A 24,857-nucleotide genomic window follows, 5' to 3' on the forward strand; every position below is an offset into this window, starting at 1 on the left:
CCCAAGGCTTTCAGAGTGCTGGCGATTCTACCTGAGCGCTGTAAGCGGTTGTAAGCAAATCGGGCGGTCTACGCGGGTTTCCCGGCGGCGCTGAATGCGCTCTTCGCAGCGCGCGAGGGGTTCGAGCAGCGCGATGCGCCCGCGGCTGCATGACGCGCGCGTAGCGGTTGCCAGAACGCGCCTGGCCGGCTGCTGCTCTCAGACGGCGTCTGTCGACGCCATCTGAGCGGCACGCAGGTGGCGCGAACTCACACGGCGCCAATACAGGAACAGCCCGCAGCCCGCGACCGCGAGGCTCGCGGCGTTGGCGGACCAGAAGCCGCGCGCGCCCGTGACCCACTCGGGTGCGAAGCCGCCGACGTCGAAGCCGAGCCAATAGCCGCCCCCGAGCCCGACGCCCCACAGCGCGACCGCATAGATCACGGTCGGCACGATCACGACTTTGTACGCGCGCAACACGAACGCGGTGCTGACCTGCAGCGCGTCGAACAGGTGATAGACGGTCACGATCAGGACGAGCGGCATCGCTGCCGCCGCGACGTTCGCGTTCGGCGTATAGCCCTCGATGATCAAGGGACGCAGCAGCGCGACGGCAAACCCGAAACAGCACGCGATCGCGCAGGCCATCAAGATGCCGTGCCGCGACAGCGTGCGCGCGGCCTCCGGCCGGTTCGCGCCGAGCGCCTGCGCGACGAGCGTCGAGGCGGCGATGCCGATCGACAGCGGCGTCATGTAGAGCACTGCGCCGATGTTGCCGGCGATCTGGTGTCCGGCGAGCGTCGTCGTGCCGAAGCGCGCGATGAAGAGCGCCATGAACGTGTAGGACGTCACTTCGATCAGGTACGACAGGCCCATCGGCAAGCCGAGCTTGAGCAGCTCGGCCTGACGCCGCCAGCTTGGCCAGCAAAAGCGCGAGAAGATCGCAAACGGCTGGAACACCTCGAGCTTCGCGAGGAGCGTCATGCCGGACGCGGCGAGCGCCCAGTTGATCGCGATGCTCGCGAGCGCGCAGCCCGGACCGCCGAGCGCCGGCACGCCGAGCCCGCCGAAGATGAACCACGTATTGAGCGGAAACTTGACGATCAGCGCGGCGACTTGCAGGAACATGACGAGCCGCGGCTTGCCGACGGCGTTCGTGAGCGAGTTGTAGACGCGAAACGCGAGCGCGGCCGGCAAGCCGAACGCCAGGATGCGCAGGTAGGCGACGGTGCGATCGTGCAGCGCTTCCGGCGCACGCGCGATGCGCAGCAGCGGCTCGGGCGAAAACAGAATCCAGAAGCCGATGACCGCGAGCACCGCCGCCAGCCATAGCGCCTGCCGGACTTCTTCGCCGATCTCCTGTTCGCGGCGCGCGCCGAAGAGCTGCGCCGCCACCGGCTGCAGCGCGACGAGGATGCCCGTTAAGCCGATATACACCGAGATGTAGATCGAGGAACCGAGCCCCAGTGCGGCGAGATCGGTCGCGGAGTAGCGGCCGACCATCGCCGTATCGATCACGCCGAACGCGATGATCGCAAGCTGGCCGATCAGCACCGGCCAAGCGAGGCTCGTGATTTTTCGCACATCGGCGAACATGGCCCGGCTCACCCCTTCGGGTGGCGATAGATGCGGCGCTTGACGGCCGGCGCCGGTTTCGGACGGTCCACGCGCACGTACAGACGGAAGCGCTCGTCGCGGTCGGCCGCGCGCCGGCCTTCCCAGACCAGCTTCCACACGTAGCTCAGCATCGGGCTCGGCGCGCTGAAGTCCTGCGTGTCCTGCCGCAGGATCACGTCGCAGTCGTCGGCGAACGAGAACTGCATGTCGCCGAAGTAGGCGAACGTGGCGATCTGCGCATCGCCTAGCCGGATCGGCGAGATGCAGGTGTAGTCGTCGGGCAGGTGCAAGGCGATTTGCATCGCGACGTCGCGATAGGTCCGGCTGTAGTTGACTATCGGCAGCCACAGCGTCATCAGGAGCACCCACATCAGCGTCGTGCCGGCGCTCGAAAGCACCACGCTGCGCCAGAGCACCTTCGGATGGCGCGCCAAGCGCCAGCGCACGAGCGCAAACCAGCTCAGCGTCACGACCACCGCGCAGACGAAGCTGATCGCGCTGAATTGCCCGACGTAGCCCGGCACGATACGAGCGAGGTTGCGCGCGAGCTGATGCGGCACGCCCGTGAGGCTCGCGAGCCACACGAGCCAGACGAACGTGCCGAGGATCGTGAAGGACAGGAGCGCGAACCAGTCGATCGCGTTGATGGCGCCGCGCTTCAACGTGGGCAGAGCGAAGGCGGCCAGCGTCGCGAGCGGCGGCAACAGCAGCATGTAGAGGAGGTTGCTCTGATGGCTTTGCAGCACGACCAGCACGAGCAGCGGCGCGATCACGAGCAGCGGAATCGCGACGTGCGGCTTGCGGCGCAGGCCGCCCCAACTGAACCACGCCCAGATTGCGAGCGGCCAGGCGGGCCACGTGAAGAGCGGCAGGTTCTTCAGCGCGTAGACGAGCACATAGCCGGGCGGCGCGGAAAAGCGGTTGAAGCTGCCGTTCGCCCATTGGTTGAGGAACCACTTGGCGTCGTCGGGAAACGCGAGCAGCGCCGCGACCGGCCACGATAGTGCGAGCGCGGCCGCGATCGGCAAGCCGATCAGCGGCCGCCAGACCGAACGCACTTCGGGCACGATGATGACCATGGCGAGCGTCCCGACAAGCAGCGCGGCGACGACGAGCGGATTGCTCGTCAATGCGATCAGCCCGAGCGCGAGCCCCCACCACAGCGCGCCTTGCACGGGCTTGTCGATGCCGCGCACGAGCCCATAGACGAGCATGCCGATGCAGACGAACTGCGCAAGCTGCGGCGTCGTTTCGTGGCCGCGCTCGGCTAGGCCGAAGCACGCGAGCAGGATCAGCAGCGCGCCGTCGGCGAGCGTGCGGCCATAGTCGCGCGGTTCCGGCTCGCCGCCGAACGCGTACTTGAACGGCTGCACCTCGGCGCGGCGGCCGAGCAGATAGGCGGTGTACCAGACGAACGCGCAGGCCGCGCAAAAGAGCAGGCCGGTGAAGAGGCGCGACGCGTTGCTTGCCTCGACCCACGGACTGAGCCCGCGGATCGACGCAGCGCCGAGCCAGTAGCCGAGCGGGCCGTTGTCGGTGATGTATTTGCCTACGAGATTCGGCAGCAGCCAATCGTGCGTGCCGCCGTTGGCCATCGTCCACATCACGCCGAAGCCGGCCGCGTCCTCGTTCTTCCACGGATCACGGCCGAAGAGACCGAAGGCCGCGTAGACGATGGTCAGCGTGAGCAGGAGCCAGCGCGGCAGCGCGCGGGTGGCAGAGGCAGTGAGGCGGACAACGGGTCGCATGCAGATTGAGCGGATATCGGTGAGCAGTTCATCCCGCTTGAGCGCCGCGCGGGCTTTTTTGAGCATCCGGCATTGTAGACGCGGTGCATGCCTTGCGACAGCGCACCTTGCAGCCGGCAACGATAGGCCCCGATCGGCAATGAGCGCGCGACAAAAAAGGGCAGCCGAAGCTGCCCTTTCTCGTTTCGAGCCGGCTTACGGCCGGCGCCCGAACCTGGGGTATTACTTCGCTGCCTTGGCGGTAGCGCGCACACCGAACTTCTTGTTGAACTTCTCGACACGGCCGGCCGTATCCATGATCTTTTGCTGACCCGTGTAGAACGGGTGCGATTCCGACGACACTTCGATCTTCGCGAGCGGGTAGGTCTTGCCGTTGTACTCGGTGGTTTCACGCGTCTGGATCGTCGAGCGCGTCACGAACTTGAAGTCGTTCGACATGTCGACGAACAGGACTTCGCGGTAATTCGGGTGAATGCCTTCTTTCATGGTCTTTCCTTTAGTCTGGCGGTAGCCAGCCCGCTGCGGTCGTTCGGCGATTGCCGTGGACGTTCCCAGGCGCGAGCCACTTGCCTAAGGTCGAAAAACGGCGATTATGCCAGAAAATCAGTTGGTTGACGAATTTTTGGCCGCCGCGGCGATTTCGCCGCCTCCGCCCGCCAGCACACCCGTGCGGGCCGGGTCCTGCCGGTAATAGCGTGCGAGCAGCCGGTACAGCTCAGGGTATTCGGCTTCGAAAGCGCGCGGCTTCACGAACAGCGCCTCCGTGCATACGGCAAAAAATTCCGACGGGTGATCGGCCGCATAGGGATCGATCAGCGATTCGCGCTCAAAGCGCGCCCAGCGCCGCTCGGGCACGGCATCGACGCGGGCGCAGAACCGGTCGTAGGCGTGATCGAACACGTCGGCCCAGCCGGCCGCGTCGAGCGGCGCGTGCCAGCGTCGAAAGAGCGGCGGATGGCCGTCGGTCTCGCCGGTCAGCATGTCGATCTTGTGCGCGAACTCGTGGATGACGACGTTGTAGGCGTCCTGGCCGTCGGTCATCTGCGCGTCCTCCCAGGACAGGATCACCGGGCCGCCTTCCCACGCCTCGCCGCTCGCGTCGTGCTCGACTTCGTGCACGACGCCGTCCTCGTCCTCGACGGTCTTGCGGATGACGAACTCGCCCGGATACACGATCACTCCGACCCAGCCGCGGTACAAGTCGAGGCTCAGGTTCAGCACCGGCAGGCATGCCTGCGCCGCGATCGCGACGGTCATCGCGTCGGTCAGCTCGAGCTCGTGCGCGGTGGAGAACGCCTTCTGCGCGATGAAAAGGCTCGTCAGGTCGCGCAGTCGGGTGAGGTCGGACGCGTCGAGGTGTGCGAGAAACGGCAGGCCGTCGAGCGTCGCCTGCCAGACGTCGTCGGCAATCGCGTGCTCGCGCAGCGCGCGGTCGCGGCGCCGGTTATCGAACCACTGGGTGAGTTTGGAGAGCATCGTCGGAGAGGGCGCGGTGCGCGCTTCAGGCGCATCGCGTGAGTCAGTCGGTGAAGGAAACGTAACTCAATCTATCTGCTTTTGCCACGCCGCAAATATACCGCCGCAGACGGCAACCCCGATCAGAAAGTAAAAGCCTTCGAGCGAGGTGAGGCTCGCTTGCTGCGAGACCCTCTTGCTCGCCTCGACTACCGCCAGCGAATGCGCCTCGCCAAGCGTATGGCCCGCAGCGGCGAAGCCCTGCGTGAGCGCGGCGATCGCGAAGATGCTGAAGGTCACGTTGGCGGCCGGCAGCACGATGAACAGCAGCAGCCCGCGCATCAAGAGCGGAACCATCAGCGCCGGCTGGCCGACATCGGGCGACAGGCGCGTCATCAGGAAAGCGGCGACGGCGGCGAGCGCGTAGGCGCTCGACGGCAATGAACGGTCTGTTGCCGGTGACCGTGCTCATGAACGGCGGCCTCGCGAGCGGTCAAGAGGGCGGCGGATTCCTTGTTCATGGGGAGCTTGCGAGGTACTGATCGAATGTTGGCGGTATCGCAAAACGTGAACGTTCACGTACAGGTTGAGAGGTGAGCCGCCGTGATTGGAATGTCTAGCGTGCTGGCGAAAAAAAACCGTCCCCTGGGCGGACGGTTTTTGGGAGCGAAGGGCTGCGGGTATCAGCCGCCGCGGCGCATCAGATCGAAGAACTCGGAATTGCCCTTCGTCTGGCGGATCTTGTCGAGCAGGAATTCCATTGCCTCGACTTCGTCCATGTCGTGGATGAACTTGCGAAGCACCCAGATCTTTTGCAGGACTTCCGGCTTGATCAGCAATTCTTCGCGGCGCGTGCCCGACTTGTTCAGGTTGATCGACGGGTACACGCGCTTTTCCGCGAGGCGCCGCTCGAGGTGCACTTCCATGTTGCCCGTGCCCTTGAACTCTTCGTAGATCACGTCGTCCATGCGGCTGCCGGTTTCGATCAGCGCGGTGCCGATGATCGTGAGCGAGCCGCCTTCCTCGATATTGCGCGCCGCGCCGAAGAAGCGCTTCGGACGCTGCAGCGCGTTCGCGTCGACCCCGCCCGTCAGCACCTTGCCCGACGCCGGAATGACCGTGTTGTAGGCGCGCGCGAGACGCGTGATCGAATCGAGCAGAATCACGACGTCGTGCTTCATTTCGACGAGGCGCTTGGCCTTCTCGATCACCATTTCGGCGACCTGCACGTGACGCGTGGCCGGCTCGTCGAACGTCGACGCAATCACTTCGCCCGTCACCGAGCGCTGCATTTCCGTCACTTCTTCCGGACGCTCGTCGATGAGCAGCACGAACAGGACGACGTCGGGATGGTTCTGCTTGATCGCGTGCGCGATGTGCTGAAGCATCACGGTCTTGCCCGACTTCGGCGAGGCGACGAGCAGGCCGCGCTGGCCTTTGCCGATCGGCGCGATCATGTCGATGATGCGGCCGGTGACGTTCTCTTCGCCGCGCATTTCGCGCTCGAGCAGCAGCGGCTTGTTCGGATGCAGCGGCGTGAGGTTCTCGAACATGATCTTGTGTTTCGAGGCCTCGGGCGGCTGCCCGTTGACTTTGTCGACCTTCACCAGCGCGAAGTAGCGCTCGCCGTCCTTCGGCGTGCGGACTTCGCCTTCGATGGTGTCGCCGGTGTGCAGGTTGAAGCGGCGGATCTGCGACGGGCTGATGTAGATGTCGTCGGTGCTCGCGAGGTACGACATTTCCGGCGAGCGCAGGAAGCCGAAGCCGTCGGGCAGCACTTCGAGGGTGCCGTCGCCGAAAATGGTCTCGCCGGTCTTGGCGCGCTTCTTGAGAATGGCGAACATCAGTTCCTGCTTGCGCAGGCGGTTCGCGTTTTCGATCTCGAGGCCATTGGCCATCTCGATCAATTGAGACACGTGCTGAGACTTAAGCTCGGATAAATGCATACGGAGATCCCGCCGGGGAGAGAAGGTGCGACGAAATGAAATCTGGGAGGAGGAATCGAGCGGAACCGCTCAGGGACTTACACGTCTTCTTGAAGTCTTATGATTCTAGCATAGCACACGCGAAAACCCGCCCGGGCGGCGGATCGGCACACGTGCGCCGCGCGTGTTGTCCACTCACAACACGCGCGGAGAACAACGATTAAAGGTTGCCGTCGAGGAACGCCGTCAACTGCGACTTCGACAAGGCGCCGACTTTCTGTGCGGCGACCGCGCCGTTCTTGAACAGGATCAGCGTGGGAATGCCGCGCACGCCGAACTTGACCGGCGTCGACTGATGCTCGTCCACATTGATCTTTGCGATTTGCAGGCGGTCGGCGTAATCCTTCGCGACCTCCTCGAGTACCGGGGCAATCATCTTGCAGGGACCGCACCACTCGGCCCAGAAATCGAGCAGGACGGGTTTATCGGATTTAACGACGTCCTGTTCGAACGATGCGTCGCTGATGTGCTTGATTTGTTCGCTCATATATGAATACCTCTTTCGGTTCGAGGCCCGCCTGAAAATTGCTCGCCACGATACACAAAAACTGGGAAAAGTTCCGTTCGCGCTACCGCTCGATGCGTACCGGACTGAACGCGTTGAAGGGATGCTTCGAAGCGTTTTAACCTGCCGGAAACCGCAGTTTGCGGGTCATCCAAGCGTCATATTAGCCTAAATTGCTATGTGTTGCCGGTAGCGATAGTACTCATTCGCACAGTAGGGTTGTATGCGCTTCAACACCTCGCCAGGCCTTCGCCCGGCTATCGTCTCGACTCGAAAATGGAGGCGCCGCGAGTGAATGCAATAGGCGCGCTTGGCGATATTCTCGCGATTTAGCGTCGCGCTCACCTGGGACCGATGATAGAATGCGCCGTGACGGGCCTCCTCGCATGGAGGGGCGGTCAACCTGGTCAGGTCGGGAACGAAGCAGCCACAGCCGTTTTCCACCAGTGCCGAGGGTCGGGCTCGTCACCTTCCGCTTTTCCTCATCTTCCGCTTTCAATTCCCGCTCAGCCTTTTAAAATCGTTGCTGGCCGACATTGGCGTGTCGCGTCTGTGTGTCGTTGTGTCCTGATACAATTTCCCGATGACCTATCAAGTTCTCGCACGCAAATGGCGACCGAAGGATTTCGCTTCGCTCGTCGGACAAGAACACGTCGTGCGCGCGCTCACGCACGCGCTTGACGGCGGACGTCTGCACCACGCCTATCTGTTCACCGGAACCCGCGGCGTCGGCAAGACGACACTCTCGCGTATCTTCGCCAAAGCGCTCAATTGCGAAACCGGCGTGACCGCCACGCCGTGCGGCGTGTGCCGCGCGTGCCGCGAGATCGACGAAGGGCGCTTCGTCGACTACGTCGAGATGGATGCGGCAAGCAATCGCGGCGTCGACGAAATGGCGGCGCTGCTCGAGCGGGCGGTGTACGCGCCGGTCGATGCGCGCTTCAAGGTGTACATGATCGACGAAGTGCACATGCTGACCAACCACGCGTTCAATGCGATGTTGAAGACGCTGGAGGAGCCGCCGCCGCATGTCAAATTCATTCTCGCGACCACCGATCCGCAAAAGATTCCGGTCACGGTGTTGTCGCGTTGCCTGCAGTTCAATCTGAAGCAGATGCCGGCCGGGCACATCGTGTCGCACCTCGAGCGGATTCTCGGTGAAGAGCAGATCACGTTCGAGCCGCAGGCGCTGCGTCTGTTGGCGCGTGCGGCCGAAGGGAGCATGCGCGATGCACTGTCGCTGACCGATCAGGCGATCGCCTACTCGGCGAATCAGGTTACCGAGGATGCAGTGCGGGGCATGCTCGGGGCGCTGGATCAGAGCTACCTGATTCGTCTGCTCGATGCGCTCGTCGCCGGCGATGGTCCGCAGGTGCTGGCCGTCGCGGATGAGATGTCGTTGCGCAGCTTGTCCTTTTCCAATGCGCTGCAGGATCTCGCGGGCTTGCTGCATCGGATCGCGTGGGCGCAGTTCGCGCCGTCGTCGGTGCTCGATGAGTGGCCCGAGGCCAACGACCTGCGGCGTTTCGCCGATGCGCTGACGCCCGAACAGGTGCAGCTCTTCTATCAAATCGCCACGCTTGGCCGGAGCGAGCTGGGTCTCGCGCCCGACGAGTACGCGGGTTTCACGATGACGCTCTTGCGCATGCTGGCGTTCGAGCCGGCCGCGCCGGGCGGCGGCGGTGCTGCGCCGGCACCGCGGGCGGCGACGCCGGCTGTCGGCGGTGCGGGCCGGCGGGCGGCCACTGCGCCGACGGTTGCCGTTCAAGCGACTGCGCCCGCGCAGCGACCGGCTGCTTCACCGGCGGGCGTCGAGCCTTGCCGTGATGATGCGTCGCCGGTGCAAGCGGCAACGGCACCGCAAGCTCCCGGCGTGCCGGAAGGGATAGAACCGAAACGTACTGCGGCGAAGCCCGAGGCTGCTTCCGAAACCGCGAGCGCGACGCGTAACGAAGCGGCGCAGCCTGCCGAGCCGATGACCGCCTCGCCGTCGCCGGCCGCTTCGGCGCCAGCATCGTCGGCGCCGCTGCCGGAAGCCGCACCGCGCCCGCGCGCGGGCGGCGCAAGCGCCGCGCTCGATGTGCTGCGCAATGCCGGCATGCGCGTATCGACGGATCGCGGCCGCGCAGCGACCGCGGCGGCAGGCCAGAAACCGGCGCCGGCTGTTGCGCCCACAGCGGCCGCGCCGCAAGTCAAGGTCCCCGTGCCAGCGCCGCGCCCCGTGCGTCGAGAAGAACCGGCTGGCCCGTCAGCTTCAAACGCCGCGCCGCCTCCCCCTTGGGACGACATCCCACTCGACGACTACGTTCCGGCGTCCGCCGAAGACGCGTATTTCGCTCAACCCGACGACGGCTTCGTTCCGGCCTTCGACGGCGGCCGCGACGATAGGCGGATCGAGCCCAAAGCGCCTCAAGCCGCAGCGTCGGCCGACACGCGTCCGATGCCGCCGCCCATTCCGCTCGACGCGATCGGTTTTGACGGCGACTGGCCTGCGCTTGCCGCCGGCCTACCGTTGAAAGGCATTTCATATCAGCTCGCGTTCAATAGCGAGCTGACGGCATTGGAAGGCAGCACGCTGAAGCTGAGCGTCCCTGTGCCGCAATACGCGGAAAGCTTGCAGGTCGCGAAGCTCAAGGCCGCGCTCGCGGAGAAGCTCGGCAATCCGGTCGACGTGCAAGTCGAGGTCGGGCCGGCGCGCCGCACGGCAGCGGCGCTCGACGCTGCCGCGCGAGCCGAGCGTCAGCGCGAAGCCGAACGCGAGATCGGCGCCGACCCGTTCGTGCAATCGCTGATCCGCGAGTTCGGCGCGAGCATCGTGCCGGGCTCGATCCGGCCGATTGCGCCCGATGCAGGGGCGGGCGCGAGCGGCGCCGCGCACTGACGCCGATACGTCGGCACGGTTTCCTTGAATTCGCGGCGCGTTCCCCCCAACGCGCCGCATTGAAAACCCAAACGAACACGAAGGAGCAAGTCCATGATGAAAGGCCAACTCGCCGGGCTGATGAAGCAAGCCCAGCAAATGCAGGAAAACATGAAGAAGATGCAGGAGCAGCTTGCCCAGATCGAAGTCGAGGGGCAGTCGGGCGCTGGCCTCGTCAAGGTCACGATGACCTGCAAGAACGACGTGCGCCGCGTGCAGATCGACCCGAGCCTGCTTGCCGACGACAAGGACATGCTCGAAGACCTCGTCGCCGCCGCGTTCAACGACGCCGTGCGCAAGGCCGAGGCGACCGCCCAGGAAAAAATGGGCGGCATGACGGCCGGCCTGCCGCTGCCGCCGGGCTTCAAGCTGCCGTTCTGAGCGGCAGCCGTATCGATCGACAGCGCCGATTCGCATGAAACAACCTTCCGCCTTGTCGGCGCTCGTCGAAGCGCTGCGCGCGCTGCCCGGCGTCGGACCGAAGTCCGCGCAACGGATGGCGTACCACCTGATGCAGCATGATCGCGAGGGCGCCGAAAAGCTCGGCCAGGCGCTGCTCTTCGCGACCGGGCATCTGCAGCACTGCGAGAGGTGCAACACGTTCACCGAAGCGCAGATCTGCGAGGTCTGCAGCGACGAGGAACGCGATCCGACGCTGTTGTGCGTCGTCGAAACGCCCGCCGACCAGATCATGCTCGAACAGACGCTGACCTATCGCGGGCTCTATTTCGTGCTGATGGGGCGGTTGAGCCCGCTCGACGGCATCGGCCCCAAGGAAATTCATTTCGACCGGCTCGTGAAGCGCGCGTCCGACGGCGTCGTCAAGGAAGTTGTGCTCGCAACCAACTTTACGAACGAAGGCGAGGCCACCGCGCATTACCTCGGGCAGACGCTCAAGGCGCGCGGCCTTGCGGTGACGCGGCTCGCGCGCGGCGTGCCGGTAGGCGGCGAGCTCGAATACGTCGACGCCGGCACGATCGCCCGCGCGATGCTCGATCGGCGCGCGCTCTAGCCGGATCTGCAGGAAACCCCATGACCGCAACCCCCACTGGCCCGTTGGCGGGCATCAAAGTCCTCGAACTCGGCACGCTGATCGCCGGACCGTTCGCCGCGCGTTTTCTCGGCGAATTCGGTGCTGACGTCGTCAAGATCGAAGACCCAAACGGCGGCGATCCGCTGCGCAAATGGCGCAAGCTGTACCCGGAGGTCGGCGGCACGTCGCTGTGGTGGGCCGTGCAGGCGCGCAACAAGAAGTCGGTGACGGTCAACTTGAAAGCGCAAGAGGGTAAGGAGATCGTGCGGCGGCTCGCGAAGGACGCGGATATCGTCGTCGAAAATTTCCGCCCGGGGCTCCTCGAAAAGCTCGGGCTCGGCTACGACGTGCTGTCGGCCGAGAACCCCGGCCTCGTGATGGTCCGCTTGTCGGGCTACGGGCAGACGGGGCCGTACTGCGACCGCCCCGGCTTCGGCGCGATCGCCGAATCGATGGGCGGGCTGCGTCATATCACCGGTTATCCGGATCTGCCGCCGCCGCGCATCGGCATTTCGATCGGCGACTCGATCGCCGCGCTCCACGGCGTGATCGGCGCCCTGATGGCGCTGCATCACAAGCAGGTGAACGGCGGCAAGGGGCAGGTCGTCGATGTCGCGTTGTATGAGGCCGTCTTCAACATGATGGAGAGCGTCGTGCCCGAATACGGCGTGTACGGCATGGTGCGCGAGCGCACCGGCGCATCGCTGCCGGGCATCGTGCCGTCGAATACTTATCCGTGCAAGGACGGCAGCATTGTGATCGGCGGCAACAGCGATCCGATTTTCACGCGCCTGATGACGGCCATTGACCGCGCCGATCTCGCGAACGATCCCGGTCTCGCGCGCAACGACGGACGCGTGCCGCGCACGCAGGAAATCGACGGTGCGATCGCTGCGTGGCTTTCGACCCGCACGATCGAAGAAGCGCTCGACGTTCTCAATGCGGCAGATGTGCCGGTCGGACGCATCTACAGCGTCGCCGACATGTTCACCGATCCGCAGTACCTCGCGCGGCAGATGATCCAGCAATTCAAGTGGCAGGACGGGCGAGAGATCGCATTGCCGAACGTGACGCCGAAGCTATCGGAAACGCCCGGCGAGACGCGCTGGCTCGGTCCGGAACTCGGCCAGCATACGGATGAAGTCCTGCAATCGCTCGGTTACGACGCGGACCGGATCGCCGCATTGCGGGAACAGAAAGTCATTTGACGCGCAGCGGTTACGGCGTGATGACAATCTTGCCGGTCACGCGCCGCTCGGCCATGTCGCGCAGCGCGCGCGGCGTGTCGTCGAGCGCATAGCGCGCCGAGATATGCGGACGCAGCTTGCCTTCCTGCATCCACCCGGCCATCTGCTTGAACGCCGCGGCATTGCGATGCGGCTCGCGTTTTGCGAAGTCGCCCCAGAACACGCCGACCAAGCTCGCGCCCTTGAGCAGCGCCAGATTCAGCGGCAGCTTCGGAATCTCGCCGTTCGCAAACCCGACCACCAGATAACGCCCGCGCCAGCCGATGCTGCGAAACGCCGGCTCCGCATAGACGCCGCCGACCGGATCGTAGATCACGTCCGGGCCTTTGCCGTCGGTCAGCGCCTTGATGCGCTCGCGCAAGTCGTCGTGCGCGTAGTTGATCGTCGCGTCGGCGCCGTGTTCGACGCACACCGCGAGCTTGTCATCGCTCGAGGCGGCGGCGATCACGCGCGCGCCGAGCGCCTTGCCGATTTCGACGGCGGCGAGCCCGACGCCGCCCGCCGCACCGAGCACGAGCATCGTTTCGCCGGCTTGCAGCGCGGCGCGATCGACGACTGCGTGATGCGACGTGCCGTACGCCAGCGTGAACGCGGCGGCGACGGCGAGATCGGCCTCGTCGGGCAGCGGCATGCAGGCGCTCGCCGGCGCCAGTGCCTGCTCGGCGAACCCGCCCAGCCCCGTGTACGCCACGACACGCATGCCCAGCCGCACATGCTCGACGCCGCCGCCGACCGCGCGAACGATTCCGGCCACTTCTGCCCCGGGTGTAAATGGCAAAGCCGGTTTGAGCTGGTATTTGTTCTCGATGATGAGTACGTCGGGAAAGTTGACGCTGGCAGCTTTTACGTCAATCACGACCCGACCGGCCTGCGGTTGCAAGTCAGGCAACGTTTCGACCGTCAGGGTTTCCGGCGGTCCGTATTGGTTGCAGCGGATAGCGCGCATCGTGCCTCCTGTGTCGACCAGAGTTAGCGCTTTAGCGCTTACTCTGGTCCCATGCAAAGCTGTCGACCCGGAGTTAGCGCTTTAGCGCTTACTCTGGTCCCATGCAAAGCTGTCGACCCGGAGTTAGCGCTTTAGCGCTTACTCTGGTCCCATGCAAAGCTGTCGATCCGGAGTTAGCGCTTTAGCGCTTACTCGGGTCCCATGCAAAGCCGTCGACCAGAGTTAGCGCTCAGTCTGGTCCCACGCAAAGCTGTTGATAACTAGCGTATTGAAAGCGTAGCGAATCCGAGTGGCGGAGTTCGGCTCGAGCCAGTGTATACCACCACGAACGACCGTACGTTTACCGGCCGGCGCCACGTGCCCCGAAGCGCCTGCCGGGCTGTCGTTCGCGTGCCTTCTTTCCTCGGTTACAATCGCCGCATGCGAATCCTACTGAGTAACGACGACGGTTATCTGGCGCCCGGGCTCGCCGCGCTTTACGAAGCGCTCAAGCCGCTAGCCGATATCACAGTGATGGCGCCCGAGCAGAATTGCAGCGGTGCATCGAACTCGCTTACGCTATCGCGGCCACTGTCCGTGCTGCGTTCGGCGAACGGGTTCTATTACGTCAACGGCACGCCGACCGACTCCGTGCACATCGCGCTCACCGGCATGCTCGACGACAAGCCCGACCTCGTCATTTCGGGCATCAACAACGGCCAAAATATCGGCGAAGACACGCTCTACTCCGGAACGGTCGCCGCGGCGACGGAAGGCGTGATGTTCGGCGTGCCGTCCATCGCCTTTTCGCTCGTCGACAAAGACTGGGTACATCTGCAAGACGCGGCGTGCGTGGCGGTCGATATCGTGAGGCACTTCCTCGAGAATCCGCTCCCCGGTCATCCGCTTCTGAACGTCAATATCCCGAACCTGCCGTATGAGCAGTTGAGCGATTGGCAAGTGACGCGGCTCGGCAAGCGTCATCCCTCGCAGCCCGTGATCCGCCAAACCAATCCGCGCGGCGAGCCGATTTACTGGATCGGGCCGTCGGGTGCCGTGCTCGACGCGAGCGAGGGCACCGATTTCCACGCAGTGGCGAACGGCCACGTGTCGATCACGCCGCTGCAACTCGATCTCACTCATACGCAAATGCTGGCCGCGACGCGCGAATGGGCGCGCGCCGGACGTCACGCTTCATGACGAGCGAGCGCGCCAAGCGTTTTCCCCTGGAACTCGCCGACCTCAAACGCGAGTCGCGCAAGCAGCAAGGCCGCGCGGGCGAGTCGCGCGCCCCGGCGGCGGCGCGGCCCGAGCCGGCTCGCGCGTCGGCGCGTGCGCACGAGCCGCGCGTCGAACGCCACCCGACCAAAGCGACCGACAAGAGCAACGCGCCGAATGTCGCGTTGAACGGCACGCTTGCGCTGACGTCGGAACGCGTGCGCGAGCGGATGGTCGAACGCCTTCGAGCCAATGGCGTGACCGATCCGCGCGTCTTGAACGCGATGTCGGTCGTGCCGCGCCACATGTTCGTCGATCCCGGCCTCGCAACTCAGGCCTACGAGGATGCAGCGCTGCCGATCGGTCATCACCAGACCATTTCGAAGCCGTCGGTCGTCGCGCGGATGATCGAACTCGCGGCGGCGGGCCGCAAGCTCGAACGCGTGCTCGAAATCGGCACAGGCTGCGGCTATCAGGCAGCCGTGCTGAGTCAGGTGGCGCGCGATGTGTATTCGATTGAACGAATCAGGCCGCTTTACGAGCGAGCGAAGACCAACTTGCGGCCGCTGCGCGTGCCGAACATCCGCTTGCATTACGGCGATGGGCGCGTTGGCCTGCCGCCGGCGGCGCCGTTCGACGCGATCGTGATCGCGGCTGCCGGTCTCGACGTTCCGCAAGCGCTGCTCGAGCAGCTTGCCGTGGGCGGACGCCTCGTTGCGCCGGTCGGCGCGCAAAGCGGACAGGCTCAGGTGCTCACGCTCGTCGAGCGTCTCGGGCCCAGCCAGTGGCGCGAGTCGCGGCTTGATCGCGTCTTCTTTGTCCCTTTAAAATCCGGAGTGATTTGACACCGATGAGTATGTTGCGCGCGATGCATAGTAATAGTTCGAATGTCTGGTTGACCGTAGCTCGGCGTGCCGTCTGCGTGGGGGGGCTCTCGGTGCTGGCGGCTTGCGCGACGCGGCTCGATAACGCGCCGGTCGTCGACCGCTCCGCAGGCCAGGGCGCTGCGGCTGCCGCTCAGGCTCCGGTGCCGCTCGGCCCGCCGCCTCCCGGTTACTACCGGGTGAAGCCGGGCGATACGCTTTATCGGATCGCACTCGAGAACGGCCAGAATTATCGCGACATCGCGACCTGGAACAATCTCTCGAATCCGAACCAAATCGAAGTCGACCAATTGCTGCGCGTCGTGCCGCCGGGCGCGAACGTCGCGGCCGCCACACCGGGTGTCGCGACTGCGCCGATCGCAGGCGGCGCCGTGCAAAGCGCACCGCTTGCGAACAACGCGCCGGCTGCTGCATCGGGCGTCAGCCCGGCGCAGCCGGCGATGTACGGCTCCGCTCCCGCAGTGACGACCATTCCGCCTCAACCCGCCGCAAGCGATGCAGCCGCGGCGCTCGGCAACGTCGCTTTCGCGTGGCCGGCGCACGGGCCGATCCTCGGCACGTTCGACGACGCCAACAACAAGGGCATCAATATCGGCGGCGCGGCAGGTACGCCAGTGCAGGCCGCAGCGGACGGACGTGTCGTTTACGCCGGAAATGGGCTGCGCGGCTACGGCAATCTCATTATCATCAAGCATGACGCAACTTATCTCACCGCGTATGCACATAACCGCGCTTTGATGGTAAAAGAGGGGGACGCGGTGACCAAAGGGCAGAAGATCGCCGAAATGGGCAATAGCGATTCGGACCGCGTGATGTTGCATTTCGAAGTTCGCCGGCAGGGCAAACCTGTCGACCCGCTGAAGTACTTGCCGCCGCAATAAGCGAAACGACCATGCCGAAATCGAAGCGCCGCCCGCCGCAAGATGAGACCGAAACGCTCAGCCGTGCAGCGCGCGCACTGGAGCAGAATTCCGGCGCTTCGACGAGCGAGCCCGACGACGAGCCCGTCGAGAACGAGCCCGAGCTCGAAGAACGTCACAACGGCGCGGACGATTCCGGCGAAGGGGCCGATGCGGCGAGCGATGCCTCACCCGATCCCGACGATTTCCGTGCCTTGCTGCAGGCCGAGCTGACTGCTGACACGATTCAGCACTATCTGAACCGAATCAGCGTCAAGCCGCTTCTGACCGTCGAGGAAGAACAGCGCTATTCGCGGCTCGCCAAAGCGGGCGAGTTCGAGGCGCGGCAGGTGATGATCGAGCGCAACTTGCGGCTCGTCGTCAGTATCGCGAAGGGCTATCTGAACCGCGGCGTGCCGCTGCTCGACCTGATCGAAGAAGGCAACCTGGGCCTCATGCACGCGATCGAGAAATTCGACCCGACGCGCGGCTTCCGTTTTTCGACGTATGCGACCTGGTGGATTCGCCAGAGCATCGAGCGGGCGATCATGAACCAGGCGCGCACGGTGCGGCTGCCGGTCCACGTGATCCGCGAGCTCAATCAGGTGCTGCGCGCGAAGCGCCACCTCGAAAAGAATTCGATGAACTCCGGCGAGGCGGCAGACCGTCGCGACGCGAGCATCGACGATATCGCCTACCTGACCGGCAAGACGACCGACGAGGTCACCGATATCCTCGCGTTGAACGAGCACACGGCGTCGCTCGACGCGCCGCTCGATCTCGATCCCGCGAGCAGCCTGCTCGATCTGCTGTCCGACGACCAGAGCCAATCTCCCGATGCCGAAGTCCAGCACCGCGAGCTCGAGACGCTTACGCGCGCGTGGCTGTCGCGTTTGTCGGACAAGCACCGGCATGTGATCGAACGCCGCTTTGGCTTGAATCACATCGAGCCCGCGACACTCGAGGAGCTCGCCGACGAAATGGGCCTCACGCGCGAACGCGTACGGCAAATCCAGCAGGAGGCGCTCGTGCGGTTGAAGCGCTTTTTCGCGTCCAACGGCGTGCGCAAGGACGCTGTTCTCTAAGCGATGACACCCGTTCTAGTGTTCGACATCGAAACGATTCCCGATGTCGCCGGCATTCGCCGTCTTGACGATCTTCCCGCCACGCTGACCGATGCCGAAGTGGCCGAACACGCTTTTGCGGCGCGCCGTGAAAAGACCGGCAGCGATTTCCTGCCGCATCACCTGCAACGCATTGCCGCGATCTCCTGCGTGTTTCGCGACCGCACGGGTTGGCGCGTGCGCTCGCTCGGCACGCCCGAAGACTCCGAAGCCACCCTGATCCAGTCGTTCTATCGTGTGATCGAGAAGTACACGCCGCAGCTCGTTTCCTGGAACGGCGGCGGATTCGATTTGCCGGTGCTGCATTACCGCGCGCTGGTCCACGGCATTGCCGCGTCGCGCTATTGGGATCTCGGCGAGGACGATCGCGAATTCAAGTGGAACAACTACATCAGCCGTTACCACTCCCGCCACACGGATCTGATGGACGTGCTCGCGATGTATCAGGCGCGCGCGAACGCGCCGCTCGACGCTCTTGCGAAGCTCTGCGGCTTTCCCGGCAAGCTCGGGATGGACGGCGGCCAGGTGTGGACAGCGTTTCAGGAAGGGCGCATCGAAGAAATCCGCAACTACTGCGAAACGGACGTCGTCAACACTTACCTTCTGTACTGCCGCTTCCAGTTGATGCGCGGCGCGTTTTCGCAGGACGAATACGCCGATGAGATCGCGTTCGTCAAAAACACCCTCGCGCAGGAACTGGCGCCGCACTGGGCCGAATATCTCGAAGCCTTCGAGAACTGAAAAGCGGGTACGGCTGAAAACGTTTCAGCCGAGCTCCAGCAGCACGGGCTGATGGTCCGAGGCGCGCGTCGCGCTGTCGATTTCGCAGCGTTGCAGACGCGACCGCAAATCTTCGGTGACGAACACGAAATCGCATGCCATCGGCCCTGACGACCACTGTTCTTTGTCGTAGACGCCAGCCGTCATCGGCGGCGTCTTGCCCGGGTGCAGCGTTGTCCAGGCGTCGATGAAACCCGGCGCGCCGTGCGGATTCTCGGTGAGCGGAGCGATGAAGCGCTGATACGCCTCGCTGTCGAACGCGCTGTTGAAATCGCCGCAGACAATCGCGCCGACAGGACGAGCGGTCGCGGCAAAGGGTCCAGTCGCGTTTTCAGCGCGCGCCGGGCGTGCCGCATGTGCGGCGGCCTCGAGATGGAGGCGCCGCAGCTCGTCGACTTGCGCAAGCCGCTGCTTCAGCGAATAGAACTCCAGATGCGTGGTCACGACGCGCACTGATCCGCCCGGCGCACGCAGCACCGCTTCCAGCGCCACCCGCTGCATCGACGGCGCGTCGGGATCGGCGGGCCAGGGCAGCGTGTGGCGGATCACCTGCTCGACTGGCAGCCGCGTCACGATCGCGTTTCCGAATTGCCGCCTCGGCGCACCGGCTTCGAGCGCCGGCAGATCGGCGCCGATCGCGTCGAGCACCGTGAACCCCGGCAGGGCGGCTTCGAGCTCCGCGAACTGATCGCCGGACGGCCCCCCGGGCAGCGCGCCGAAGCCGCGCGTGACTTCCTGCAGGCAGAGCACGTCGAAATCGGCAATCCGCTTCGCTTCGGCGAGCGTTCGAGGGAGATCGACGTCGCCGCTCGCGTCGCGTCCCCACTGGACATTCCAACAGATCAGTCGCATCGTCAAATCTCCGTTGCGGTTTGCCGTTCGTCTACAATCTCGCCTTTCTTCAATGTCTGTCAGGAATCCGCAGGTGTCCGAATCCCCCAATCGTAGCGTGCGCAAGCTGAAAAGCGCGCCGGCGCCGTCCGCCGCTCCCGTTAGTGCCCCGATTCTCGAGATCGAATCGCTCGATATGGAAGCGCGCGGCGTGGGGCGCCTCGTCACGGAAACCGGCGAGCCCGGCAAGGTGATCTTCGTCGAAGGCGCGCTGCCGGGCGAGCGTGTCACATATTCGAGTTATCGGAAGAAGCCGAGTTTCGAGCAGGCGCAGGTCGTCGACGTGCTGCGTGAAAGCGTACTGCGCACTAAGCCGCAATGCCGCTTCTTCGGCACTTGCGGGGGGTGTTCGATGCAGCACCTTGACGTGCGCGCGCAGGTCGCCGTCAAGCAGCGCGTGTTGGAAGACAGTCTCCAGCATCTGGCGAAGCTGCGCGCCGAGACGGTCTTCCGGCCGATTCACGGCCCGTCGTGGGGATACCGGTACCGCGCGCGGCTGACCGTGCGTAACGTCGCAAAAAAAGGCGGCGTGCTGGTGGGTTTTCACGAGCGCAAAAGCAGCTACGTGGCCGACATGACGAGCTGTGAAGTGCTGCCGCCGCACGTGTCGGCGATGCTCGTGCCGTTGCGACGGCTCGTCGAGGGGCTGTCGATTCGCGATCGGATGCCGCAGATCGAACTGGCGGTGGGCTCGCAAGTGACCGCGCTGGTGCTGCGCGTGCTCGAGCCGATCAACGCAGCCGACGAGACGCTGCTGCGCGAATTCGCAGATGCCCACAAAGTGCAGTTCTGGCTGCAGCCAAAGGGTCCCGATACGGTCGTGCCGTTTTATCCGCTCGACGTGCCGCTCGATTACACGCTGCCGGAGTTCAATATCCGAATGCCGTTCAGGCCGACCGATTTCACGCAGGTCAATCATCAGATCAACCGTGTGCTCGTGGGGCGCGCGCTGCGGCTTCTGGCGCCGCAGCGTGGCGACCGCGTGCTCGATCTTTTCTGCGGGATCGGCAATTTCACGCTGCCGCTGGCGCGTCTGGCGCGCGAAGTCGTCGGGATCGAGGGCAGCGAAGCGCTGACGACGCGTGCGCTAGCGAATGCCAAGGAAAACGGTGTCGATGGGCACACGTCGTTCGCTTGCCGCAACCTGTTCGAAGTCACCGCCGACGACCTGCGCGCGCTCGGCACATTCGACAAGTTTCTCGTCGACCCGCCGCGCGAGGGCGCGCTGGCGGTCTCGAAGGCGCTCGCCGAGATCGCCCGGAGCGGCGACGGGCCGCTGCCGGCACGGATCGTCTACGTGTCTTGCAATGCGGCCACGCTGGCGCGCGACGCGGGTTTGCTCGTCCACGAGGCGGGCTATCGGCTGAAAGGCGCGGGCGTGGTCAACATGTTCCCGCATACGTCTCACGTGGAATCCATCGCGTTATTCGAACGCGATTAAATCGGCGTTTCGGTGTCTTCCGTGCATAAAAAAACCGGCCCGAAGGCCGGTTTTTTTGCGTCGCAGCAGGGTGCAAGATCAGTTCCGGTTGCCGCCGAAGATGCCGAGCAGCGCCAGCAGGTTCACGAAAACGTTGTACAGATCCAGGTAGATCGCCAGTGCGGCCGTGATGTAGTTCGTTTCGCCGCCGTTCACGACGCGCTGCACGTCGACCAGCATGTACACCGAGAAGATCGCGATCGCGAGTACCGAAACCGTCAGTAGCAGCGCCGGCAGTTGCAGGAACATGTTGGCGACCATCGCGAGCAGCAGCACGATCACGCCGACGAAGAGCCACCTGCCGAGACCGGAGAAATCACGCTTGCTGACAGTGGCGATGGTGGCCATCGCCGTGAAGATCACACCGGTGCCACCGAATGCGAGCATGATCAGCGACGGCCCGTTCGTGAAGCCGAGGATGAAGCTCAGGAGACGCGAGAGCATCAGGCCCATGAAGAACGTGAAGCCGAGCAGCACGACGATGCCCATGCCGCCGTTCTTCGTGCGCTCGATCGCGAACATGAAGCCGAACGCAATCGCGAAGAACGCAAGCATGCTCATCGCGGGGCTCGTGGCGGCAAACAGCGAGAAGCCGGTCGCGACACCCACCCACGCGCCGAGCACGGTCGGCACCATCGACAGCGCGAGCAGCCAATAGGTGTTGCGTAGTACGCGGTTGCGGGTTTCGGCCGTGGTGACGGTGCCGCCGCGGCCAAAGTTATAGGGATATTCGTTCATGGTTTCTCCTTGCGTCAAACGCAGTGATGCTCTGTGATTATGCCGCGGCGCCCGCACGAGGCGCCGCCGCTTGGATAGAGCCGTACCACTCCATAAGATATGCGCGGCGGCTCGGAGTTTCAACGGCTGCGGCCAGCCGAAGAGGGGTACCGAATAAATCCTTCAAACCTTACGGCTGCGTAAGGGTTCAATCACAATAATACACGGGATCATGCTACAATTGCGGATTCATTTGAATCTGTAACTTCTTAATTTTCTGGAGTTTTTATGGCGATCGAACGCACCCTGTCGATTATCAAGCCGGACGCAGTGGCCAAGAACGTGATCGGCCAGATCTACAGCCGTTTCGAGAACGCTGGTCTGAAGATCGCGGCTTCCCGCATGGTGCACCTGTCGCGCGCCGACGCAGAGAAGTTCTACGCGGTTCACGCTGCGCGTCCGTTCTTCAAGGATCTGGTCGAATTCATGATCTCGGGCCCGGTAGTGGTGCAAGTGCTCGAAGGCGAGAACGCCATCCTGTTGAACCGCGAACTGATGGGCGCGACCGATCCGAAAAAGGCTGAAAAGGGCACGATCCGCGCCGATTTCGCCGACAGCATCGACGCCAACGCCGTGCACGGCTCGGACGCAGCGGAAACGGCTGCTGTCGAAATTGCGTTCTTCTTCCCGGAAGTCAACGTTTACTCGCGCTGATCGTCCAACGGAAGCACTAAAGTAGAACTCGCAGGAACTGGCGCGAATGGCACCGTGCATGCGGTCCAGTGTCCAATAAGCAGTTGAATGGGCACGGCGGCACGCACGGTTTTTCGCACTGAAATGGCAGGAATCGATATGACGAGCAGTTCAACCGTCAACCTTCTCGACCTCGACGCCGCGGGCCTCGTCGCTTATTGTGACAGCCTCGGCGAGAAGCCGTTTCGCGCCAAGCAATTGCAGCGCTGGATTCATCAATACAACGCCGCCGATTTCGACGGCATGACCGACCTCGCCAAGTCGCTGCGCGAAAAGCTCAAGGGCCGCGCGGCGATCACGATGCCGGGCATCGCCAGCGACCACACTTCCGCCGACGGCACCCGCAAGTGGCTCATCGACGTCGGCAACGGCAATGCGGTCGAAACCGTGTACATCCCTGAGGAAACGCGCGGCACGCTTTGTGTATCGTCGCAGGCGGGGTGCGCGGTCAACTGCCGGTTCTGTTCGACGGGCAAGCAAGGCTTTTCCCGCAATTTGACGACAGGCGAAATCATCGGCCAATTGCGGATGGCGGAGTTCGCACTGCGCGCCGCACGCCGCGAGGCGCACGGCCTAGACCCCGCGCAGGAAGGCAAGGGCGAGCGCGTCATCACGAACGTCGTGATGATGGGCATGGGCGAGCCGCTCCTGAACTACGACGCCGTCGTGCCGGCCATGCGGCTGATGCTCGACGACAACGCGTACGGTCTGTCGCGCCGCCGCGTCACGCTGTCCACGTCGGGCGTCGTGCCCATGATGGACCGCCTCGGCGCCGATCTTCCCGTCGCACTGGCGGTCTCGCTGCACGCGCCGAACGACGCGCTGCGCGACGTGCTGGTGCCCCTCAACAAGAAATATCCGCTGCGCGAACTGATGGCCGCCTGTGGGCGCTATCTGAAAGTCGCGCCGCGCGATTTCATTACCTTCGAATACTGCATGCTCGACGGCGTCAACGACAGCGACGCACATGCGCACGAGCTGCTCGCGGTGACGCGCGACGTCCCGTGCAAATTCAATCTGATTCCGTTCAATCCGTTTCCGGAATCGGGGCTGATTCGATCGAAGCCGGAACAGATCAAGCGTTTCGCGCAGGTGCTGATCGACGCGGGCGTCGTCACGACCGTGCGCAAGACGCGCGGCGACGATATCGACGCCGCGTGCGGCCAGCTCGCCGGCGCGGTGAAGGACCGCACTCGCCTTGCCGAGCGCATGGAGCGCACGGCCGAGGCGCGACCGGGCAAAGTGATCGAAGTACGGCAGGTGCATTAAGCGGCGTGAAGTTGACGCAGCGCTCGCCGAAAACGGGGCAGCGGGCGCTGAGGTAAGCAGTAAGGCAGGCAGCAAATCGATCGGAAACGGCACTCGAGCCGCACATTTTGTTATAAACGGTCTGCGAATCCGGACTTGGACGTTCCGGAGCGCACAGGTCAAAAAGAGAATCGACGCGAGGATTTGGGATGAGTGAGCCGCAGCATCCGCAGCCACACGATAACGATACGAGCGCTGGGCCTTCTGAGCCGGCCTCCGGGCAAGGCGTCACGCCGCTTGCGTCGCAGCCCGCAGGCGAGCAGGCGGGGCTTGACTCGCTGGCGGCGACAGGGGCGCGTCTCGCGCAGCTTCGAGAGGCCAAAGGGTTGTCGATCGACGATGTCTCTGCCCGGCTCAAGGTCCCGTCGCCGAAAATGCGCGCGCTCGAGGCGGGTGACATCAGCCAACTGCCCGGCACGACTTTCGCTGTCGGCGTCGTGCGCAGCTACGCCAAGATGCTGGGTGTCGATCCGGCACCGTTTACCCAGGCGCTGCGCCGCGAAAAGGGTGTGCCGGAGCCTGATCTTTCTATGCCGGCGTCGGCGGGCACGGGCTTGCCGCGCGGAAAGGTGTCCGTGTCGCTGGGCGGCGGTCCGAAGCATCGCTCGTGGCTTTGGGGCGTGGCGGCGATCATCGTCGCCGTAATTGCGCTCGCGATGTGGCATACGGGCGGCGGCGATTCGTCGGCATGGCTCGCACGCCTGAAAGCCGGCGGCGCGACTGGCGCCGCGAGGAGCACGCCGACGACGGCGGTCGAAGGGCAGACGGCGGCTTCCGCGGCTGTGACGGTCGAAAACGGTGCATCGGCTGGCGCCGCCGCAACGGCCGCGCCGGCTCCGAATGAGGCCAGCGGCGCGGCAGCGGCTGCAAGCGCTGTTCAGCAAGTGCCGGCGCCGGTGCTCGCGGCACCGGCCGTGGCGGCCCCCGCGCCGGCAACGCCGCCCGCAGCGACTTCGTCGTCTGCCGCTCTTGCGGTCACGCCAGGCGCAAGCGTGCCGCAAGCGGCTGCGCCGGCCGTGAAGGCGGCTTCGGCTGCCGCTGCTGTGTCATCGGCCACGGACGCGGCGTCAGCGGTTGCCGACGCGCCGGCCGGGGAATCGATCGTGGCGCTCCGCGTGACGCAGGACAGTTGGTTCAGCGTGCGCGACAAGAGCGGGAAAGAGGTATTCTCCGGTCTCGTTCACGCCGGTGATGCAAAAGAGATTTCCGGTGAGCCGCCGTTCAAGGTGACGATCGGCAACAAGGCGGGACTCGAATCGATGACGCTCGACGGTCAGCCGGTCGATTCCGCGAAGTATTCGGCAGCAAAGGGCAACGTGGCTCGCTTCTCGCTGCCTTGACGGCAGGCGCCCCGGCCGGCGGTCAGGGCGCTTTTTCAATTCATGCGGC

The 24,857-nt window shown here is 64.4% G+C and carries 22 protein-coding genes, 1 other RNA gene and 2 pseudogenes; 15 read left to right on the forward strand and 10 right to left on the reverse strand.

Annotated elements, in window-relative coordinates:
• Positions 1 to 63: 63 nt before the first annotated feature.
• Positions 64 to 153 (forward strand): annotated as a pseudogene (locus J3489_RS37595) (carboxymuconolactone decarboxylase family protein); the annotation flags it as partial.
• Positions 154 to 198: 45 nt separating this feature from the next.
• On the opposite strand, the gene J3489_RS11970 reads toward J3489_RS37595, so the two are convergent.
• The 7 genes and pseudogenes from J3489_RS11970 to trxA all read right to left on the reverse strand — a co-directional run bounded on the left by J3489_RS11970 (position 199) and on the right by trxA (position 7,271).
• Positions 199 to 1,575: an MATE family efflux transporter gene (locus tag J3489_RS11970; RefSeq protein WP_206998178.1), complete on the reverse strand. Its 1,377-nt coding sequence runs from the start codon at positions 1,573 to 1,575 to the stop codon at positions 199 to 201.
• A gap of 8 nt (positions 1,576 to 1,583) precedes the next feature.
• Positions 1,584 to 3,344, reverse strand: coding sequence for an ArnT family glycosyltransferase (locus J3489_RS11975; RefSeq protein WP_206998501.1), 1,761 nt, complete (start codon positions 3,342 to 3,344; stop codon positions 1,584 to 1,586).
• A 222-nt stretch (positions 3,345 to 3,566) separates the two neighbouring features.
• Positions 3,567 to 3,830 carry a type B 50S ribosomal protein L31 gene (locus J3489_RS11980; protein ID WP_206998179.1) on the reverse strand — a complete coding sequence of 88 codons (264 nt, stop codon included), beginning with the start codon at positions 3,828 to 3,830 and terminating at the stop codon, positions 3,567 to 3,569.
• A gap of 117 nt (positions 3,831 to 3,947) precedes the next feature.
• Positions 3,948 to 4,820, reverse strand: a complete 873-nt coding sequence (locus tag J3489_RS11985; RefSeq protein WP_206998181.1) for a M90 family metallopeptidase — start codon at positions 4,818 to 4,820, stop codon at positions 3,948 to 3,950.
• Positions 4,821 to 4,886: 66 nt separating this feature from the next.
• Positions 4,887 to 5,225: pseudogene (locus J3489_RS11990) on the reverse strand (MFS transporter); the annotation flags it as partial.
• A gap of 257 nt (positions 5,226 to 5,482) precedes the next feature.
• A complete protein-coding gene (gene rho, locus J3489_RS11995; RefSeq protein WP_206998185.1) occupies positions 5,483 to 6,745 on the reverse strand; it encodes a transcription termination factor Rho in 1,263 nt (420 codons plus the stop codon).
• 199 nt (positions 6,746 to 6,944) lie between these two features.
• Positions 6,945 to 7,271, reverse strand: a complete 327-nt coding sequence (trxA, locus tag J3489_RS12000) for a thioredoxin TrxA (RefSeq protein WP_206998187.1) — start codon at positions 7,269 to 7,271, stop codon at positions 6,945 to 6,947.
• Between the two features lie 389 nt (positions 7,272 to 7,660).
• Here trxA and ffs point away from each other — a divergent pair.
• From ffs to J3489_RS12025, 5 genes are all read left to right on the forward strand, one after another.
• Positions 7,661 to 7,759, forward strand: an RNA gene (gene ffs / locus J3489_RS12005) — signal recognition particle sRNA small type.
• Positions 7,760 to 7,872: 113 nt separating this feature from the next.
• Positions 7,873 to 10,170 carry a DNA polymerase III subunit gamma/tau gene (gene dnaX / locus J3489_RS12010; protein ID WP_206998188.1) on the forward strand — a complete coding sequence of 766 codons (2,298 nt, stop codon included), beginning with the start codon at positions 7,873 to 7,875 and terminating at the stop codon, positions 10,168 to 10,170.
• A gap of 93 nt (positions 10,171 to 10,263) precedes the next feature.
• Entirely contained in the window at positions 10,264 to 10,590 is a 327-nt protein-coding gene (locus J3489_RS12015; protein WP_136893548.1) for a YbaB/EbfC family nucleoid-associated protein, read from the forward strand.
• 34 nt (positions 10,591 to 10,624) lie between these two features.
• Entirely contained in the window at positions 10,625 to 11,221 is a 597-nt protein-coding gene (gene recR, locus J3489_RS12020) for a recombination mediator RecR (protein ID WP_206998191.1), read from the forward strand.
• A 20-nt stretch (positions 11,222 to 11,241) separates the two neighbouring features.
• On the forward strand, positions 11,242 to 12,450 hold the full coding sequence (locus J3489_RS12025; RefSeq protein WP_206998193.1) for a CaiB/BaiF CoA transferase family protein: 1,209 nt from the start codon (positions 11,242 to 11,244) through the stop codon (positions 12,448 to 12,450).
• 10 nt (positions 12,451 to 12,460) lie between these two features.
• Here the strand turns inward: J3489_RS12025 and J3489_RS12030 are convergent, their stop codons facing one another.
• Positions 12,461 to 13,435, reverse strand: coding sequence for an NADPH:quinone oxidoreductase family protein (locus J3489_RS12030; RefSeq protein ID WP_206998194.1), 975 nt, complete (start codon positions 13,433 to 13,435; stop codon positions 12,461 to 12,463).
• Between the two features lie 420 nt (positions 13,436 to 13,855).
• Here J3489_RS12030 and surE point away from each other — a divergent pair, with 420 nt between their 5' ends.
• Genes surE through J3489_RS12055 form a run of 5 tightly spaced genes read left to right on the forward strand, consistent with a single transcriptional unit; the run spans position 13,856 to position 18,280 of the window.
• Positions 13,856 to 14,614: a 5'/3'-nucleotidase SurE gene (gene surE, locus J3489_RS12035; protein WP_206998196.1), complete on the forward strand. Its 759-nt coding sequence runs from the start codon at positions 13,856 to 13,858 to the stop codon at positions 14,612 to 14,614.
• Positions 14,611 to 15,477, forward strand: a complete 867-nt coding sequence (locus tag J3489_RS12040) for a protein-L-isoaspartate(D-aspartate) O-methyltransferase (RefSeq protein ID WP_206998197.1) — start codon at positions 14,611 to 14,613, stop codon at positions 15,475 to 15,477. Before surE ends, J3489_RS12040 begins: the two co-directional genes overlap by 4 nt.
• A gap of 5 nt (positions 15,478 to 15,482) precedes the next feature.
• The gene (locus tag J3489_RS12045) at positions 15,483 to 16,397 is read left to right on the forward strand and encodes a peptidoglycan DD-metalloendopeptidase family protein (RefSeq protein ID WP_206998199.1); all 915 of its coding nucleotides are present in this window, start codon (positions 15,483 to 15,485) and stop codon (positions 16,395 to 16,397) included.
• Positions 16,398 to 16,408: 11 nt separating this feature from the next.
• Complete coding sequence (gene rpoS / locus J3489_RS12050; RefSeq protein WP_206998201.1) at positions 16,409 to 17,500, forward strand: RNA polymerase sigma factor RpoS; 1,092 nt, start codon at positions 16,409 to 16,411, stop codon at positions 17,498 to 17,500.
• Between the two features lie 3 nt (positions 17,501 to 17,503).
• A complete protein-coding gene (locus tag J3489_RS12055; protein ID WP_206998203.1) occupies positions 17,504 to 18,280 on the forward strand; it encodes a 3'-5' exonuclease in 777 nt (258 codons plus the stop codon).
• Between the two features lie 24 nt (positions 18,281 to 18,304).
• Here J3489_RS12055 and J3489_RS12060 read toward each other — a convergent pair whose 3' ends face one another.
• Positions 18,305 to 19,171, reverse strand: a complete 867-nt coding sequence (locus J3489_RS12060; protein WP_206998205.1) for an endonuclease/exonuclease/phosphatase family protein — start codon at positions 19,169 to 19,171, stop codon at positions 18,305 to 18,307.
• A 175-nt stretch (positions 19,172 to 19,346) separates the two neighbouring features.
• On the opposite strand from J3489_RS12060, the gene rlmD reads away from it, so the two are divergent.
• Positions 19,347 to 20,651: a 23S rRNA (uracil(1939)-C(5))-methyltransferase RlmD gene (gene rlmD / locus J3489_RS12065; protein WP_242539981.1), complete on the forward strand. Its 1,305-nt coding sequence runs from the start codon at positions 19,347 to 19,349 to the stop codon at positions 20,649 to 20,651.
• Positions 20,652 to 20,729: 78 nt separating this feature from the next.
• On the opposite strand, the gene J3489_RS12070 is transcribed toward rlmD, so the two are convergent.
• Positions 20,730 to 21,428, reverse strand: coding sequence for a Bax inhibitor-1/YccA family protein (locus J3489_RS12070; protein ID WP_206998215.1), 699 nt, complete (start codon positions 21,426 to 21,428; stop codon positions 20,730 to 20,732).
• Between the two features lie 267 nt (positions 21,429 to 21,695).
• Between J3489_RS12070 and ndk the strand changes: the two genes are divergently transcribed.
• From ndk to J3489_RS12085, 3 genes are all read left to right on the forward strand, one after another.
• On the forward strand, positions 21,696 to 22,121 hold the full coding sequence (gene ndk / locus J3489_RS12075) for a nucleoside-diphosphate kinase (RefSeq protein WP_206998217.1): 426 nt from the start codon (positions 21,696 to 21,698) through the stop codon (positions 22,119 to 22,121).
• A gap of 138 nt (positions 22,122 to 22,259) precedes the next feature.
• Positions 22,260 to 23,429, forward strand: coding sequence for a dual-specificity RNA methyltransferase RlmN (rlmN, locus tag J3489_RS12080; RefSeq protein ID WP_206998219.1), 1,170 nt, complete (start codon positions 22,260 to 22,262; stop codon positions 23,427 to 23,429).
• Positions 23,430 to 23,617: 188 nt separating this feature from the next.
• A complete protein-coding gene (locus tag J3489_RS12085) occupies positions 23,618 to 24,808 on the forward strand; it encodes a RodZ domain-containing protein (protein ID WP_206998221.1) in 1,191 nt (396 codons plus the stop codon).
• The last annotated feature ends 49 nt before the right edge of the window (positions 24,809 to 24,857 follow it).

Origin of the sequence: Trinickia mobilis, from assembly GCF_017315705.1 — a bacterium.
GTDB classification, from domain to species: Bacteria; Pseudomonadota; Gammaproteobacteria; order Burkholderiales; family Burkholderiaceae; genus Trinickia_A; species Trinickia_A mobilis.